The organism is Micromonospora sp. LOL_025, assembly GCF_048060285.1.
In the GTDB taxonomy this organism is placed as follows: Bacteria; Actinomycetota; Actinomycetes; order Mycobacteriales; family Micromonosporaceae; genus Micromonospora.
Window position 1 is genome coordinate 1 of the sequence record NZ_JBHMIR010000057.1, and the last position, 15700, is coordinate 15700.

A 15700-nucleotide genomic window follows, 5' to 3' on the forward strand; every position below is an offset into this window, starting at 1 on the left:
GCGCGGACATGAAGGTGAAGTACAAGGAGACGGCACGCGGCGGACTGGCCGTCAACGTGATCGAGTGCTGAGGGGGCGTTCGTTCCACGACTGCTAGCCTGTCGTCCGTCCGGTCAGGCGGGAGGCGGCGGTGACCTCTGGCGTCGCGGCGTTGTGGTCGCACCGCACCTCGCTGCGCATCCTCGTCCGGCGCGACCTCGCCGTGAAGTACCAGCAGTCCGTGCTCGGGTACCTCTGGTCGTTGATCGAGCCGCTCGGCATGGGGGCGATCTACTGGTTCGTCTTCGGCGTCCTCTACTCCCGCGACACCAACCGCCACCTCGGTGACGCGGCCGACTCGTACCCGCTGTTCCTGCTCACCGGGATCTTCGCCTGGATGTGGACCAGCTCGGCGCTGAGCGAGGCGACCAACGCGCTGACCGGCCAGGCCCGGCTGATCACGACGATGAACCTGCCCCGGCAGGTCTTCCCGATCGGCCGGGTCACCGGCCGCTTCGCCGAGTACGCCGCCGGCCTGCCGATCCTGATCGCCGTCGCCGTCGGGTACGCCGCGTCCGGCCGGGTCGAGCCGGGCTGGTCGCTGCTGGCCCTGCCGCTCGCGGTGGCGGTGCAGGCCGTCCTGCTGGTCGGGCTGGCGCTGCTGCTCTCGGCGGTCAACGTGCTGATGCGCGACGTCGAGCGCTTCATGCGGCTGGTCATCCGGGTGCTCTTCTACGCCACCCCGATCATCTATCCGCTGAGCCTCGTGCGGGACGCCGACCTGCCGGGCTGGCTGAAGGTCGCCTACGAGCTGAATCCGCTGGTCGGCATCTTCCAGCTGCACCACGCGGTCTGGTACCCGGACGAGTTCCCGGACGCCCGCCTGCTCGCCACCGCCGTCGGCGTCAGCCTGCTGGTGCTGGCCGCCGGCTGGTGGTCGTTCCGCCGGCTCGAACCCGCCGTGCTCAAGGAACTGTAGGGATGGCCGATCCGATCATCGAGGCGGAGGGGCTCGGCATCCGGTTCGTCCGCAACCGGCGGCGGCAGTTGCGGCTGCGGGAGCTGTTCATCCACCGGGGGCGGCGTGCCGCGACCGACGACGGCCGGTTCTGGCCGCTGCGGGACGTGTCGTTCTCGGTGCGGGCCGGGGAGACCGTCGGCGTGGTCGGCCGCAACGGCACCGGCAAGAGCACCCTGCTGCGGCTGATCGCCGGCGTGCTCATCCCCGACGAGGGCCGGATCCGGGTGCGCGGGGACGTCGCGCCGCTGCTGGAACTCTCCGCCGGGTTCTCCAACGACCTGACCGGGCGGGAGAACCTCTACCTGGTCGGCGGCCTGCACGGGCTGTCGTCGGGCTACCTGCGGCGGCACTTCGACGACATCGTCTCGTTCGCCGGTGAGCAGGTGGAACGAGCCGTCGACACGTCGGTGCGGCACTACTCGTCCGGCATGAAGGTCCGGCTCGGCTTCGCCATCATCTCGCACCTGCCGCACCCGATCCTGCTCATGGACGAGGTGACCGCGGTCGGGGACGAGGAGTTCCGCAAGAAGTGTTATGCGACGATCGACCGTCTGCTCGGGGAGGGGCGCACTCTGGTGCTGGTGTCACACAACGAAAAGGACCTGACCCGGTTCTGCCGTCGGGGGCTGTACCTCGACGGGGGCCGGGTGGGCGTCGACGGCACGATCGCCGAGGCGCTGCACGCGTACCACGTCGCGGTTCCGCGGTGACGCTCGCGATCGTGCTCGCCGCCGACGCCCCGGCCGCGAGCCTGCCGACCCGCTCGGGCGAACGCCTCGCCGACCGGCTGGCCGACCAGCTCCGTCGCGCCGGGGCGGACGAGGTGCGCCACGCCGCCGGCCTGGACGAGCTGGCCGCCCTCGTCGACGTGGCCACCGGCCCGGTGCTCGTCACCGGCGCCGACCTGGTCGCGCACACCGCCGTACTGCGGCACCTGGCCACCAGCCCCGTCGGGCCGACGGTCGCCCTGGTGCTCACCGACCCGCCCGGCGACGGCCACACGGCCGTGCGCGAGGAGCGCGGCCAGGTGGTCGGGGCCGGACCGCCGGAGGCGCTGGACGGCGGGGCCACCGGCGTGTTCGGCGGCGCGCTGCGGGTCGGCGTCGACCACCTGCCGTCGCTCGCCGCCGCCGCGCGCGTGGCCGCCGCCGCGCCGCCGGTCGCCGGGCCCGCCGTGGACCGGCTCTTCGCGGGCCTCGCCGGGCGTGGCGTGCTGACCTTCGCCCAGCGGGTACGCCTGCTCGTGGCGCACCGGGTGGGCGACCCGGCGGGGCTGGCCGCCGCGGAGGCGGCCGTGGCCGCCGTCGACGAGGACCGGGCCGAGCTGAAGCTCTCGGTGAAGGAGCGGGACGACTTCTTCACCACCTTTTTCGTCAGCACCTGGTCGCCGTACGTGACGAAGGCGTCGGCGAAGCTCGGGCTCGGCCCGACCGCCGTCACGATGATCTCGGTGGCCTTCGCGGTGGCCGCCGCCGTGCTCTTCGGCACGGGCGGCCGGCTGGCGCTGGTCGCCGGGGCGGTGCTGCTCTACCTCGGCTTCGTGCTGGACTGCGTGGACGGCCAGCTCGCCCGCTACACCCGGCACTTCAGCGCCTGGGGCGGCTGGCTGGACACGATGGCCGACCGGGCGAAGGAGTACGTGGTCTACGCCGGCCTCGGCTACGGGGCCACCCAGGCCGGTTTCCGGTACGGCTGGGCGCTGGCGATCGCCGCGATCACCCTGCAGACCGTCCGGCACATGACGGACACCTGGTACGGCGTGCTGCACGACGAGGCGGCCCGCCGGCCGAAGGCGGTCGGCACCGCCGGCGGCGGCATCGGCGACAAGCTGAACGCCGCCTCCAACCGGGTGCAGGCCGACACGGGTTCGGTGTCGTACTGGCTGAAGCGCACGGTGGTCTTCCCGATCGGGGAGCGGTGGGCGCTGATCGCGATCACCGTGGCGCTGTTCGGCCCCCTGGTCAGCCTGTACGCGGTGCTGGGCTGGGGGGTGCTGGCCTTCGCGTACACCGGGGCGCTGCGCACGCTGCGGGCCCGCTGGATGCGGGTGCCGGTGCTGGACACGGTCGACGCCACCCTGCACCGCGACGACGGGCCGCTGGCCCGGCTCCTGCCGGTGCTCCGGCCGGTGGGGCCCCTGACGCTGGCGGTCGTCGCGGCGTTGGGCCCGGCGGCGCTGCTGGTGGCGGCGCTGCTGACCCGTGAGGGGGCGGAGGGCCTGCGGTGGGCGGTGCCGGTCGCGCTGCTGGTGCTGCTGGCCGCCGGGCTGGGCGCCGGCGCGGCGCACGCCGGGCCGCTGGACTGGCTGGTGCCGGCCGCGCTGCGGGCGGGGGAGTACCTCTTCGCCATCGCGGTGGGGGTGGTCGGCGACGTGCCGCCGTGGCTGATCTTCGGGTACGTCTTCGTGCTGACCCTGCACCACTACGACCTGACCGCGCGGCTGGAGAAGCGGCAGTCCGCCCCGCCGCTGCACGGCGGCACGCTGGGCTGGGAGGGCCGGTCGGTGCTGCTGGCCCTGGCGGCGATCGTCGGTTTTGCGGGTATCGGGATGGCTACACTCGGTACGTACCTTCTCGTAGTTTTCGTGGGGAGTGTCGCCCTCGCCTGGGTCGTCCTGCCCGCCCGCGCCGCGCGGGCGTCGGTGGGCCTGGTCGGCGCGGGAGGTCGCTCGCCGGGCTGACGGAGGGGCCGGCCGATGACACTGATCAGCTTCGTCGTGCCGGCCTACCGGGTGCAGGGTTACCTGCGCGAATGCCTGGACTCCATCCTCGGGCAGCCCGTCGCCGACATCGAGGTGATCGGCGTCGACGACTGCTCGCCGGACGACAGCGGCGAGATCCTCACCGAGTACGCGGCCCGCGACCCGCGGATGCACGCCGTCCGGCTGACGGAGAACGTCGGGCTCGGTCCGGCCCGCAACATCGGGCTGGACCGGGCCGCCGGGGAGTACGTCTGGTTCGTCGACGGCGACGACTGGCTCGCCCCCGAGTGCCTCACCGAGGTGGTCGGGCGCCTCCGCGCCACCCGCCCCGACGTGCTCCTGGTCGACCACGTCCGGACGCACTGGAACAACACCACCAGCCGCAGCGCGATGGCGGAGGTGTTCCCGGAGCCGCCCGGCGGGGAGACCTTCCGGCTGCGGGAGCGGCCCGAGACGCTGCGGCTGCTGCACACCGCCTGGAACCGGCTGGTCCGCCGGCGGTTCCTGCTCGACGAGGGGCTGCGCTTCGCCCCCGGCTGGTACGAGGACGTCTCGTTCAGCTACCCGGTGCTGATGGCCGCCGAGCGGATCGGCGTGCTGGACCGGGTCTGCGTCAACTACCGGCAGCGCCGCACCGGGGCGATCACCCGGACCAGGGGCGAGCGGCACTTCGAGGTCTTCGACCAGTGGCACCGGGTGTTCCGGCTGATGGACGCCTGGGGGCCGGCGGTCGACGACCTGCGCCCCGCGCTGTTCGAGCGGATGATCTGGCACTACCTGAGCGTGCTCGGCAACGGGGAACGGATCGACCCCGAGCTGCGGCCGGCCTTCTTCGCCCAGATCACCGCCGACCACGCGCGCTGGCTGCCCCCCGGCGGCTATCCGGCGCCGGCCGGCGCGGAGGGGCTCAAGCACCGGCTGGTGGCGGCCGGTCGCTGGCGTACCTTCAGCGCGCTGCGCACCGCCTACCGCGCCCGGGACGTCGCCCGGCGTACGGCGCGGAGCGTGAAGCGGCGGGTCGCGCCCCCGGCCCGGGACGCGGCCCGGCTGGCCCGGGACGCCCTGCTGCGGGAGTACTACCGGGTCGAGCTGCGCCGGCCGGTCGATCCGACGCTGGCCGTCTACGCGGCCTACTGGTACCGCGGGTACTCGGACAACCCGGCGGCCATCTTCGAGGCGGCCCGGCGGCTGGCGCCGGAGGTCCGCGGCGTGTGGATCGTCCGGCGCGACCGCGTGCACACCGTGCCCGAGGGCGTCGCGTACGTGGTCGCCGGGACGCCCGCGTACTACCGGGCGCTGGCCCGGGCGCGCTGGCTGGTCAACAACGTCAACTTCCCGGACTTCGTCCGCAAGCGGCCGGGCACCGTGCACGTGCAGACCCACCACGGCACGCCGGTGAAGGTGATGGGGCTCGACCAGCAGCGGTACCCGGTCGGCGCGGTCGGGATGGACTTCGCCGGGCTGCTGCGCCGGGTGGACCGCTGGGACTACAGCGTCAGCGCGAACAGCTTCTCCAGCCAGATGTGGGAGCGCGCCTACCCGGCCGCGTACACGACGTTGGAGGTCGGCTACCCGCGCAACGACCGGCTGGTCACCGCGACCACCGAGGAGGTGCTCCGGCTGCGTGCCGGGTTCGGCCTCGGGCCCGGCGAACAGGTCGTCCTGTACGCCCCGACGCACCGGGAGCACCTGCCCGGCTACCGGCCGCCGTTCGACCCGGAGCGGCTGCTCGACGTGCTCGGCCCGGCCGGCCGGCTGCTGATCCGCAGCCACTACTTCCACGACCGGGACCGACGCGCCCGGCGCCCCGCCGACCGGGACCGGGTACGCGACGTGAGCGGCCATCCGCACGTGGAGGACCTCTACCTCGTCGCGGACGTGCTGATCACGGACTACTCCTCGGCGATGTTCGACTACGCCGTGCTCGACCGGCCGATCGTCGTCTACGCCCCCGACTGGGAGGCGTACCGACTGGCCCGCGGCGTCTACTTCGACGTGACCGCCGAGCCGCCGGGCGCGGTGGCCACCAGCTTCGCCGACCTGCTCGACCTGTTCCGCGCCGACGGGGTCGACTCGGCGGCGGCGCGCACGGCCCGGCAGCGGTTCCGGGCCCGGTTCTGCGCGCTCGACGACGGCCACGCCGCCGAGCGGGTGGTCCGTCGGGTCTTCCTCGGCGAGCCGGCCACGACCAACCGGTCGGCGCCGGATGCCGGCTCGCTGGTCCCGGCGTCGCCGACGGGCGGCGGGCCCCGCTGACGGCGGGCTCGTCCCGCCGGGTGGGCGTCATAGGGCCGTCACAAGCCGAACATGGCACGTTTACCCGATGTGCGAACCGCATGATCCTCGTCACAGTCATTCGGGGTTCGGCCGACGAGCTGGGGGGAGGGCACGGTGACAACCGTCGCGCTCAAGGATGTCACGAAGGTGTTCAGGGACGGCACCCTCGCCGTCGACAGCGTCAATCTCGACGTCAACGACGGCGAGTTCATGGTGCTGCTCGGCCCGTCGGGCTGTGGGAAGTCCACGGTGCTGCGGATGGTGGCCGGGCTGGAGGACCCGACGTCGGGCGCGGTGATGCTCGACGGCGAACTGGCCAACGACCTGCCGCCGCGCGACCGGAAGATCGCCATGGTCTTCCAGGACTTCGCGCTCTACCCGCACATGACCGTCGGCGACAACATCGCCTTCCCGCTCAAGCTGGCCGGGTTGGAGCCCGAGCCGCGTGGCGAGCGGGTCACCGACGTGGCCAGCGCGCTCGGCATCGGCGACGTGCTCGGCCGCAAGCCCAGCCAGCTCTCCGGCGGGCAGCGCCAGCGGGTCGCGATGGGCCGGGCCATCGTGCGCCGCCCGGGCCTGTTCCTGATGGACGAGCCGCTGTCGAACCTCGACAGCGGGCTCCGGGCCGAGCTGCGCGCGGAGATCTCCGGCCTGACCCGGGAGCTGGGCGTCACCACCATCTACGTCACCCACGACCAGGCCGAGGCGCTGACCATGGCCGACCGGGTCGCCATCATGCGCAAGGGCGTCCTCCAGGACGTCGGCACCCCCACCCAGGTGTACGGCCGCCCGGCAACCCTCTACGTGGCCGCGTTCCTCGGCAGCCCGCGGATGAACCTGCTGGAGGCCTCGGTCTACGTCCACCTCGACCGCTACGTCACCCTCACCCTCGGCGACCAGGCGCTGCACCTGCCGTGGGACGACATCCGCAGCCGGGCGGTCGCGCACTACCACGGTGAGCGGATCGTGGTCGGGATGCGGGCCGAGGCGCTCACCCCGGTCGCGCCGGACACCCAGGGCGCCGTGTTGCACGGCCGTATCCGCTACCTGGAGCACCACGGGCACGAGTCGCTCGCCTTCCTCGACATCGGGGCCACCGCGATCGTGGTGGACGAGATGGGCACCCGGGCCGAGGCGCCCACCGGCCAGCGCGGGCTGCGCCGCTTCGGGCAGGTGATGCAGCGACTCACCGGGCGCGCCGCCGAGGAGGAGGCCGCCCCGGTCGCCGCCACCCGCACCAGCGTGCTCAACGACCCGGGCCGGCACCACCGGCGCCCCGCCGAGCTCGCGGTCCGGCTCGCGCCGTACCCGGGGATCGCCGCCGGTCACCCCCTGGCCGTCGCCGTACGCATGGACGCGCTGCACTTCTTCGACGAGCGCGGCGACCGGATCGACGTGGGCTGGCGCTGACGGGGGTGGTCCTTGCCGGGAAAGTTACCGGCTAGTAACGTCGGGCCATGACCATCGACTCGCGCCAGGTGGCGGCCGGCATGCTGGAGGCTGTGCCGTTCGCCCGCACGCTCGGCATCGAATTCGTCGAAGTGGCCCCCGAGGCGGAGGGCGGGGTGCGGGTGACCGTCCGGCTGCCCGACTCACCGGCCACCCACAACCACGTCGGCGGCCCGCACGCCGGAGCCATGTTCACCCTCGGCGAGACCGCCTCCGGCGCGGTCGTGCTCGCCGCGTTCGGGCACCTGCTCGACCGGGCCACGCCGCTGGCGGTGCGGGCCGAGATCGCGTACCGGAAGCTGGCCATGGGCGCCGTCCGGGCCACCGCGCGCCTCGACCGGCCGGTCGCCGAGGTGGTCGCGGAACTGGAGTCCGGCCGCCGGCCGGAGTTCCCCGTCCAGGTGGAGATCGCGACCGAGGAGGGCAAGCCGACCAGCGCGATGACCGTGGTCTGGACGCTGCGCCCGAACTGAGCCGGGCGGCAAGCGGACCGAAAGCGGTTTGCGGGCCCGGAGGTCTGGATAGATTCGTACCGTGTTGGGCCTGCCTGCTCACGTGACCGCCTGTCTCTTCGATCTGGACGGTGTGCTGACGCAGACCGCCCGGGTGCACAACGCCGCCTGGACCGAGACGTTCGACGGCTTCCTGCGCCGCCACGCCGTCGCCACCGGCGGACAGTTCCGTCCCTTCGACCCCGGGCCGGACTACAACCGCTACGTCGACGGCCGGCCGCGCGCCGACGGGGTGCGCACCTTCCTCGCGTCCCGGGGCATCGTGCTGCCCGAGGGGTCGCCGGACGACCCGCCGGACGCCGACACCGTCAACGGGGTCGGCAACAGCAAGAACGTGCTGCTGCTGGAGCGGCTGCGCACCCACGGCGTCGACGTCTACCCCGGTTCCGTCGTGTACCTGGAGGCGGCGGTCGCCGCCGGCCTGCGCCGGGCGGTCGTCACGGCCAGCGCGAACGGCCGGGAGGTGGTCGCCGCCGCCGGGCTGGAACCGCTGCTGGAGGCGCGGGTGGACGGGATCGTCGCCCGCGCCGAGGGGCTGCGCGGCAAGCCCGAGCCGGACACGTTCCTGGCCGGCGCGAGACTGCTCGGGGTCGACCCGCGCAACGCCGCCGTCTTCGAGGACGCCCTCGCCGGTGTCGCCGCCGGCCGCGCCGGCGGGTTCGGGTACGTGATCGGGGTGGACCGGGTCGGTCAGGCCGCCGAGCTGCTGGCCCACGGCGCCGACGTCGTGGTCACCGACCTCGCCGACCTGCTCGACCCCGGGCGACCCGCGTGATCCGGGAACGGGCCTATCCGGTCGAGCCGTGGCACGTCCGGGAGACCCGGCTGGACATGGACGTCCTGGCCCAGTCCGAGTCGGTCTTCGCCCTCTCCAACGGGCACGTCGGGCTGCGCGGCAACCTCGACGAGGGGGAACCGCACGGCCTGCCCGGCACGTACCTCAACTCCTTCTACGAGCTGCGCCCGCTGCCGTACGCCGAGGCCGGCTTCGGGTTCCCCGAGTCCGGCCAGACGATCGTCAACGTGACCAACGGCAAGCTGATCCGGCTGCTGGTCGACGACGAGCCGCTCGACGTCCGCTACGGCGAACTCCTCGCCCACGAACGGGTCCTCGACCTGCGCGCCGGCACCCTGCACCGGGAGCTGCACTGGCGCTCCCCGGCCGGCCGCGAGATCAAGGTCCGCAGCACCCGGCTCGTCTCGTTCACCCAGCGCGCCGTCGCCGCCATCGACTACGAGGTCGAGGCGGTGGACGGCCCGCTGCGGCTGATCCTCCAGTCGGAACTGGTGGCCAACGAGACGCTGCCCCCGCAGAGCAAGGACCCGCGGGTCGCGGCCGTGCTGGAGTCGCCGTTGCAGGCCGAGGAGGAACTCACCACCGCCGACGGCGGGCTGCTGATCCACCGGACCAAGGTCTCCGGGCTGCGGGTGGCCGCCGCCATGGAACACGAGGTGTACGCCCCGGGGCGCACGACCAGCCAGTCCGAGGGGTACGAGGACTGGGTGCGTACCACGATCGGGTGCGTGCTCCAGCCCGGCGAGACGCTGCGCGTGGTCAAGTACCTCGCGTACGGCTGGTCGAGCCGCCGGTCGCTGCCGGCGATGCGCGACCAGGTCGAGGCCGCCCTGACGGGGGCGCGGCTCGACGGCTGGGACGGGCTCCGCCGCGAGCAGCGCGAGTACCTCGACGAGTTCTGGGACACCGCCGACGTGGTGGTGGAGGGCGACCCCGAGATCCAGCAGGCCGTCCGGTTCGGCATGTTCCACGTCCTCCAGGCCGGCTCCCGGGCGGAGCGGCGGCCCATCGCCGCGAAGGGCCTGACCGGTCCGGGGTACGACGGGCACGCGTTCTGGGACACGGAGATGTTCGTCCTGCCGGTGCTCACCTACACCCAACCGGCCGCCGTGCGGGACGCCCTGCACTGGCGGCACGCCACCCTGGCCGCCGCGCACGAGCGGGCCCGGACGCTCAACCTGGAGGGCGCGGCGTTCCCCTGGCGCACCATCGAGGGGCCGGAGTCGTCGGGCTACTGGCCGGCCGGCACCGCGGCCTTCCACATCGCGGCCGGCGTCGCCGACGCGCTGCGGCGCTACGTCCAGGTCACCCAGGACACCGAACTGGAACGCGAGATCGGGCTGGAACTGCTGGTGGAGACCGCCCGGCTGTGGCGGTCGCTGGGCCACCACGACCGGCACGGCCAGTTCCACATCGACGGGGTCACCGGCCCCGACGAGTACACGGCGGTGAAGAACGACAACATCTACACCAACCTGATGGCGCAGCGGAACCTGATCAGCGCGGCCGACGCGGTGATGCGGTACCGGGACGAGGCGTTCCACCTCGGCGTCACCGACGAGGAGGCGGCGGCCTGGCGGGACGCGGCGGCGTCCATGCACATCCCGTACGACGAGGAGATCGACGTCCACGAGCAGGTGGAGGGCTTCACCCGGCTCCAGGAGTGGGACTTCGCGCACACGCCGCCGGAGAAGTACCCGCTGCTGCTGCACTACCCGTACTTCGACCTCTACCGCAAGCAGGTCGTCAAGCAGGCGGACCTGGTCCTGGCCATGCACTGGCGCGGCGACGCCTTCACGCCGGAGCAGAAGCTGCGCAACTTCCTCTACTACGAGCGGCGTACGGTGCGCGACTCCTCGCTGTCGGCGTGCACCCAGGCGGTGCTGGCCGCCGAGGTGGGCCACCCCGAACTGGCGCACGTCTACCTGCGCGAGGCCGCGCTGATGGACCTGCACGACCTCAACGAGAACACCCGCGACGGCGTGCACATGGCCTCGCTCGCCGGCGCGTGGATCGCCCTGGTGGCCGGGTTCGGCGGGCTGCGCGACCACGACGGCAACCTCTCCTTCGCGCCACGGCTGTCCAGCCGCCTCGAACGGCTGGAGTTCTCGCTCCAGTGGCGCGGGATGCGGCTGCGGGTCGACGTCCGGCCGGACCAGACCACGTACGCGCTGCGCCACGGCGACCCGGGCGACACGCTGGAGTTGCGGCACCACGGTGAGCCGGTCCGGGTCACCCGCGGGGAGCCCGTGACGATGCCGATCCCCGCGGCGGAGGTGTCGGGCCCGGCGCCGGAGCAGGCCCCCGGCCGGGCTCCCCTGCTCCGCCTGCCGGAGAACGAGCCGTGACAGACCGCCGGCCCGCCGTCGACGACGGCGGGCCGGCGGCGTAGGGCGCCTGTCACGGGCGGCCGGTGGTGTGCCGGTCGGCGTGGCCCGCGCGGTGACCGGCGGCCCGGTGGGTGTCGGTCGGCGTGGCCCGCGCGGTGACCGGCGGCCCGGTGGGTGTCGGTCGGCGTGGGCCGCGCGGTGACCGGCAATCCGGTGGGTGTCGGTCGGCGTGGCTCGCGCGGTGACCGGCGGCCGGTGGTGTCGGTCAGAGGGGCCTGCCCTGTGACGGGCGGCCCGCCGCGTCGCGGGGCGCCATCGCCCGCGGGTCGTCGGCCGTGCGCGCCTGGGCGGCGTCGTCCGCCCAGTCCCGGCCGCGTTCGGTGTCCTGTTCCCGCCGGTCCCGGTCGGTGGTCTGCTGCCGGGTCTCTCGCTGCTGCTGCGCCATGGCGATCCTCGCGATCCGTCGGGGCGCGGTTGCGCCGGTACGGTCTGCGGTCACCCGCCGCCTACCCGGGCCCCCCGGCGACAAACGCGGGGGGCGCCGGGGCCGCTTGCCGGCGCCGGGGACGGGTATGCGGCCGCAACGGGGGACGACCGAGGACGTACGGAGGCGAGATGGACGTGCGCAGTGGTGCGGTGGCGATCCCGGCGGGGGACGCCGAACTCCCGGCCGACCTGCTGGTCCCGGCGGACCCGGCCGGCGTGGTGCTCTTCGCGCACGGCAGCGGCAGCTCCCGGCACAGCCCGCGCAACACGGCCGTGGCGCACGTGCTCAACCGCAGCGCCCTCGGCACCGTGCTGGTCGACCTGCTGACGCCGGCCGAGGACCAGGTGGATGCCCGGACCGCCGAGCTGCGCTTCGACATCCCCCTGCTCGCCCGTCGGCTCGCCGCGATCGTGGACTGGCTGGCGGCGGAGCGACCCCTCGGCGCGGTGCCGATCGGGCTGTTCGGGGCCAGCACCGGGGCCGCCGCCGCCCTGGTGGCGGCCGCGGCCCGACCGGACCTCGTCGGCGCGGTCGTCTCCCGGGGCGGCCGTCCCGACCTGGCCGGCGCAGCCCTCGACCAGGTGCGCGCGCCCACGCTGCTGCTGGTCGGCGGCCTCGACGAGCAGGTGATCACGCTCAACGAGCAGGCGCAGGAGGCGCTGCCGGACACGGCCGAGCTGACGATCATCCCGGGGGCGACCCACCTCTTCGAGGAGCCCGGCACCCTGGAACAGGTGGCCCACAGCGCCGCCGACTGGTTCACCACCCACCTCCCCACCCGCCACTGAGGACGACCCACCCACCCAACTTCCCGCCGCCCCGCCCGCGCGCCCGCCCACAGGCGTCGATCATGAAGTTCGCGGCGAGGTGGATCTCCGTTGCCGCCGCAGACCTCATGATCACCGGCTGAACCGGGGCCGGGCCGGCGGGTCAGGCGGGGGTCGGTGGCGGGGGCGCGGGGGTTGGGCGCTGGCGGTGTTGCTGGATGGTGTCGATGACCCGCCAGACGACGGCGGTGAGCGGCACCGAGACGAAGGCACCGGCGATGCCGGCGATCAGGGTGCCGGCGGTCACCGCCACCAGGATCACCGCCGGGTGCAGGCGTACCTGACGCTTCATGATGAGCGGCTCCAGCAGGTTGCCCTCGACCTGCTGGACGGTGATCACGGCGGCGAGGACGAGCAGCGCGGTCACGGGCCCCTTCGCCGCGAGCGCGACCAGTACGGCCACGGCGCCGGCCACGGTCGCCCCGATGATCGGGATGAAGCCGCCGAAGAAGGTGATGAGGGCGAGCGGAAAGGCCAGCGGCACCCGGAGCACCACCAGCGCCAGACCGATGCCGATCGCGTCGATCGCGGCGATCATCATCGTGCCCCGGCTGTACGCGCCGAGCGTCCGCCAACCCACCCGGCCCGCCTCGGCGGTCACCTCCCGGTTCGGCCCGGTCGTCCGGGACAGCGTCCAGCGCCACATGGACCTGCCGTCCTTGAGCAGGAAGAACAACAGGACGAGCGCGAGCAGCGCCGAACCGAGCACCTCCGCGGCGGTCCTGGCGCCGGAGACCGGGTCGACCGAGCCCTGCCCGAAGCCCTGGCGGGCCTGGTCGAGCAGCTGGTCGAGCTGTCGGTCGCTGACCGGCAGCGTCGAGGTCACGAAGTCCCGGGTCCGTTGCAGGCCCTGCACCAGCTCCTGGCTCAGCTCGCTGAACTGGTTGGCGGTGAGGTTCCACACCAGCGCGCCGACGCCGAACAGCAGGCCGAGCAGCAGCAGTACGGTGAGCAGGGCGGCCAGTGCGGCGGGCAGGTGCAGCCGGCGCAGCGCGAGCTGCACCGGGTCGAGCAGGGCGGCGAGGAAGACGGTGACGGCCAGCGCGATGGCCAGCGGCGCGAGCAGCACCGCGATCTTCCCCAGCAGGTACAGCCCGGCGACGATCACCACCAGGCAGGCGCTCCACGTCACGGCCGAGCGCACCAACCACGGGAGCGCGGACCAGGTCTGGCGGGAGCCCGCGCCCCGGCCCGTCGTCCCCTCGGGCGTACGCCCGGCATCGTCTGCGACCACGTCGGCCCTCCTCGATCTCCGGCGAGTCGGTACCCGGCCGGCGTCCCTCCGACACCCGCGTCCCCTTTCACGCTAGATGGGCGGCCGGGGCGTCGGGGGAGACCGGCCGTTTCCCGATCGCCCTCCGGCCGCTTCTCCGTCGCGTTTGCGCCCCCGGCCCCAGGGAAGGCAGAGATCGGACCCGGATTCGAGGAGGACCCCGATGAGCGACTTCATGGACAAGGCCAACGACTTCGCCGACAAGCACGACAAGCAGGTCGACCAGGGCCTGGAGAAGGGCGGCGACATGGCCGACAAGCGCACGGGCGGCAAGTACGACGAGCAGATCGACAAGGGGGTCGACCAGGCCCAGGCGCGCACCGGCGAGGGCGACGAGGTCCGCTGAATCCCCCGTAACGTCCCGGGTCGCCCCCGCACGGGGTGGCCCGGGACGGTCGTTTCGTGACGGATCGACGCGTACCGCTAGCCAAGGATCGACCGCTCTCGCTACTATCCGCAGTCGGAACATGACTCAACGTGGAGTCGTCCCCGACCGGACCGGTGCCCTCCCCTTGGGGCGCCGTGACGAGAGGAAGTCATCCGGTGACCGAGGCCCCCGAGACGACCGTCCCCCACCGCTATCCGTTCAGCGACCCCGACCGGCTCAACCTCGACCCGCGCTACGCCGGCTGCGCCGGGACGAACCGCTCACCCGGATCCGGATGCCGTTCGGCGAGCCGGCCTGGCTCGCCACCCGGCACGCCGACGTCCGGACCGTGCTCGGCGACGCCCGGTTCAGCCGGGCCGCCTCGGTGGGCCGGGACGAGCCCCGCAACTCGCCACGGCAGCAGGAGGGCGGGATCCTGTCGATGGACCCGCCGGAGCACACCCGGCTGCGTCGGCTGGTGGCGAAGGCGTTCACCGCCCGGCGGGTGGAGGAGCTGCGGCCCCGGACCAGCAAGGTGGCCCACGAGCTGGTGGACGGCATGCTCGCCGCCGGTCCGCCGGCCGACCTGGTGGAACACCTGGCCACCCCGCTGCCGATCCGGGTCATCTGCGACCTGCTCGGCGTTCCCGTGGCCGACCAGGACCGCTTCCACACCTGGTCCGAGGCGATCGTGTCGACCACGTCGCTGAGCCCGGAGCTGGCCCAGGAGTACATCGACAGCCTCTTCGCGTACATGGGCGAGCTGATTGCGCGGCGGCGCGAGCAACCCACCGACGACCTGATCGGCGCGATGGTCCGGGCCCGCGACGCCGACGACCGGCTCGCCGAGGACGAGGTCGTCCGCCTGGCCGCCGGGCTGCTCGCCGCCGGGCACGAGACGACGGTGACCCAGATTCCCAACTTCGTGTACGCCCTGCTCACCCACCCGGACGAGTGGGCCCGGCTGCGGGCGCGGCCGGACCTCGTGCCGGCGGCCGTCGAGGAGCTGATGCGGTTCGTGCCGCTCGGTGCGTCCTCGGCCTTCGCCCGCTACACAATGGAGGACGTCGAGCTCGGCGGCGTGCTGGTACGGGCCGGCGAACCGGTGGTGGTGTCGATCTCGTCGGCCAACCGGGACGGAACGGTCTTCGCCGGCGCGGACCGGCTCGACGTGACCCGGCAGGCCAACCCCCACCTCGGCTTCGGGCACGGGGTGCACCACTGCGTCGGCGCGCAGCTCGCCCGGATGGAGCTCCAGGTCGTCCTGGAGACGCTGATCGCCCGCACGCCCGACCTGAGGCTGGCCGTGCCGGAATCCGAGCTGACCTGGAAGAGCGGCCTGCTGGTCCGGGGGCTGGTCGCCATGCCGGTGAGTTGGTGAACCGATGAGTGCGACGAACGAGCAGTGGCGGGTACACGTGGACCCGACCCGGTGCATCGGGTCGGGGATCTGCGCGGGCACCGCGCCGCGGCACTTCGTGCTGGTGGACGGGTTGGCCCGTCCCCTTGCCGAGCGGGTGGCGCCGGACGACGCGCTGGTGGACGCCGCGGACTCCTGCCCGATGGAGGCGGTCATCGTGTCCGAGGCGGACGGCCTGCACCGGATCGCCCCGGAGCCCTGAGCCGTCCCGGCGGCCAGCGGCCGGAGCCCTGAGCCGTCCCGGCGGCCAGCGGCCGGAGC

Annotated in this window: 14 protein-coding genes; 12 read left to right on the forward strand and 2 right to left on the reverse strand. The window is 73.5% G+C overall.

Annotated features, from left to right (window positions below; translation table 11 throughout):
* The first annotated feature begins 130 nt into the window (after nucleotides 1-130).
* The 8 genes from ACFHW0_RS31005 (at nucleotide 131) to ACFHW0_RS31040 (ending at nucleotide 11083) form a co-directional block, all read left to right on the forward strand.
* Nucleotides 131-958 (forward strand): ABC transporter permease, encoded by an 828-nt coding sequence (locus ACFHW0_RS31005; protein WP_416613172.1) that lies wholly within the window; start codon nucleotides 131-133, stop codon nucleotides 956-958.
* A 2-nt stretch (nucleotides 959-960) separates the two neighbouring features.
* Entirely contained in the window at nucleotides 961-1710 is a 750-nt protein-coding gene (locus ACFHW0_RS31010; protein WP_416613173.1) for an ABC transporter ATP-binding protein, read from the forward strand.
* Entirely contained in the window at nucleotides 1707-3680 is a 1974-nt protein-coding gene (locus tag ACFHW0_RS31015; RefSeq protein WP_416613174.1) for a DUF5941 domain-containing protein, read from the forward strand. The genes ACFHW0_RS31010 and ACFHW0_RS31015 overlap by 4 nt, the downstream gene beginning before the upstream one ends.
* A gap of 15 nt (nucleotides 3681-3695) precedes the next feature.
* Entirely contained in the window at nucleotides 3696-5957 is a 2262-nt protein-coding gene (locus ACFHW0_RS31020) for a bifunctional glycosyltransferase/CDP-glycerol:glycerophosphate glycerophosphotransferase (RefSeq protein WP_416613175.1), read from the forward strand.
* A 135-nt stretch (nucleotides 5958-6092) separates the two neighbouring features.
* Nucleotides 6093-7388 (forward strand): ABC transporter ATP-binding protein, encoded by a 1296-nt coding sequence (locus ACFHW0_RS31025; protein ID WP_416613176.1) that lies wholly within the window; start codon nucleotides 6093-6095, stop codon nucleotides 7386-7388.
* Nucleotides 7389-7435: 47 nt separating this feature from the next.
* The gene (locus ACFHW0_RS31030) at nucleotides 7436-7900 is read left to right on the forward strand and encodes a DUF4442 domain-containing protein (RefSeq protein WP_416613177.1); all 465 of its coding nucleotides are present in this window, start codon (nucleotides 7436-7438) and stop codon (nucleotides 7898-7900) included.
* A 61-nt stretch (nucleotides 7901-7961) separates the two neighbouring features.
* Nucleotides 7962-8714 carry an HAD-IA family hydrolase gene (locus tag ACFHW0_RS31035; protein WP_416613178.1) on the forward strand — a complete coding sequence of 251 codons (753 nt, stop codon included), beginning with the start codon at nucleotides 7962-7964 and terminating at the stop codon, nucleotides 8712-8714.
* Nucleotides 8711-11083 (forward strand): glycoside hydrolase family 65 protein, encoded by a 2373-nt coding sequence (locus tag ACFHW0_RS31040; RefSeq protein WP_416613179.1) that lies wholly within the window; start codon nucleotides 8711-8713, stop codon nucleotides 11081-11083. The genes ACFHW0_RS31035 and ACFHW0_RS31040 overlap by 4 nt, the downstream gene beginning before the upstream one ends.
* A gap of 247 nt (nucleotides 11084-11330) precedes the next feature.
* Here the strand turns inward: ACFHW0_RS31040 and ACFHW0_RS31045 are convergent, their stop codons facing one another.
* Nucleotides 11331-11510: a hypothetical protein gene (locus ACFHW0_RS31045; RefSeq protein ID WP_357878014.1), complete on the reverse strand. Its 180-nt coding sequence runs from the start codon at nucleotides 11508-11510 to the stop codon at nucleotides 11331-11333.
* Nucleotides 11511-11680: 170 nt separating this feature from the next.
* On the opposite strand from ACFHW0_RS31045, the gene ACFHW0_RS31050 reads away from it, so the two are divergent.
* The gene (locus tag ACFHW0_RS31050) at nucleotides 11681-12340 is read left to right on the forward strand and encodes a dienelactone hydrolase family protein (protein WP_416613180.1); all 660 of its coding nucleotides are present in this window, start codon (nucleotides 11681-11683) and stop codon (nucleotides 12338-12340) included.
* A 142-nt stretch (nucleotides 12341-12482) separates the two neighbouring features.
* Here ACFHW0_RS31050 and ACFHW0_RS31055 read toward each other — a convergent pair whose 3' ends face one another.
* The gene (locus tag ACFHW0_RS31055) at nucleotides 12483-13613 is read right to left on the reverse strand and encodes an AI-2E family transporter (RefSeq protein WP_416613182.1); all 1131 of its coding nucleotides are present in this window, start codon (nucleotides 13611-13613) and stop codon (nucleotides 12483-12485) included.
* A gap of 202 nt (nucleotides 13614-13815) precedes the next feature.
* On the opposite strand from ACFHW0_RS31055, the gene ACFHW0_RS31060 reads away from it, so the two are divergent.
* The 3 genes from ACFHW0_RS31060 (at nucleotide 13816) to ACFHW0_RS31070 (ending at nucleotide 15641) form a co-directional block, all read left to right on the forward strand.
* Complete coding sequence (locus tag ACFHW0_RS31060) at nucleotides 13816-13998, forward strand: antitoxin (RefSeq protein WP_416613183.1); 183 nt, start codon at nucleotides 13816-13818, stop codon at nucleotides 13996-13998.
* Nucleotides 13999-14314: 316 nt separating this feature from the next.
* Nucleotides 14315-15400 (forward strand): cytochrome P450, encoded by a 1086-nt coding sequence (locus ACFHW0_RS31065; protein ID WP_416613185.1) that lies wholly within the window; start codon nucleotides 14315-14317, stop codon nucleotides 15398-15400.
* Between the two features lie 4 nt (nucleotides 15401-15404).
* Nucleotides 15405-15641, forward strand: a complete 237-nt coding sequence (locus tag ACFHW0_RS31070) for a ferredoxin (protein WP_416613186.1) — start codon at nucleotides 15405-15407, stop codon at nucleotides 15639-15641.
* Nucleotides 15642-15700 lie beyond the last annotated feature (59 nt).

Excerpts from the sequence above, each read along its gene's own strand:
- ACFHW0_RS31060 (WP_416613183.1), top strand. The coding sequence starts at position 13,816 with ATGAGCGACTTCATGGACAAGGCCAACGACTTCGCCGACAAGCACGAC.
- ACFHW0_RS31020 (WP_416613175.1), top strand. The coding sequence starts at position 3,696 with ATGACACTGATCAGCTTCGTCGTGCCGGCCTACCGGGTGCAGGGTTAC.
- ACFHW0_RS31065 (WP_416613185.1), top strand. The coding sequence starts at position 14,315 with ATGCCGTTCGGCGAGCCGGCCTGGCTCGCCACCCGGCACGCCGACGTC.
- ACFHW0_RS31070 (WP_416613186.1), top strand. The coding sequence starts at position 15,405 with ATGAGTGCGACGAACGAGCAGTGGCGGGTACACGTGGACCCGACCCGG.
- ACFHW0_RS31010 (WP_416613173.1), top strand. The coding sequence starts at position 961 with ATGGCCGATCCGATCATCGAGGCGGAGGGGCTCGGCATCCGGTTCGTC.
- ACFHW0_RS31030 (WP_416613177.1), top strand. The coding sequence starts at position 7,436 with ATGACCATCGACTCGCGCCAGGTGGCGGCCGGCATGCTGGAGGCTGTG.
- ACFHW0_RS31050 (WP_416613180.1), top strand. The coding sequence starts at position 11,681 with ATGGACGTGCGCAGTGGTGCGGTGGCGATCCCGGCGGGGGACGCCGAA.
- ACFHW0_RS31045 (WP_357878014.1), bottom strand. The coding sequence starts at position 11,510 with ATGGCGCAGCAGCAGCGAGAGACCCGGCAGCAGACCACCGACCGGGAC.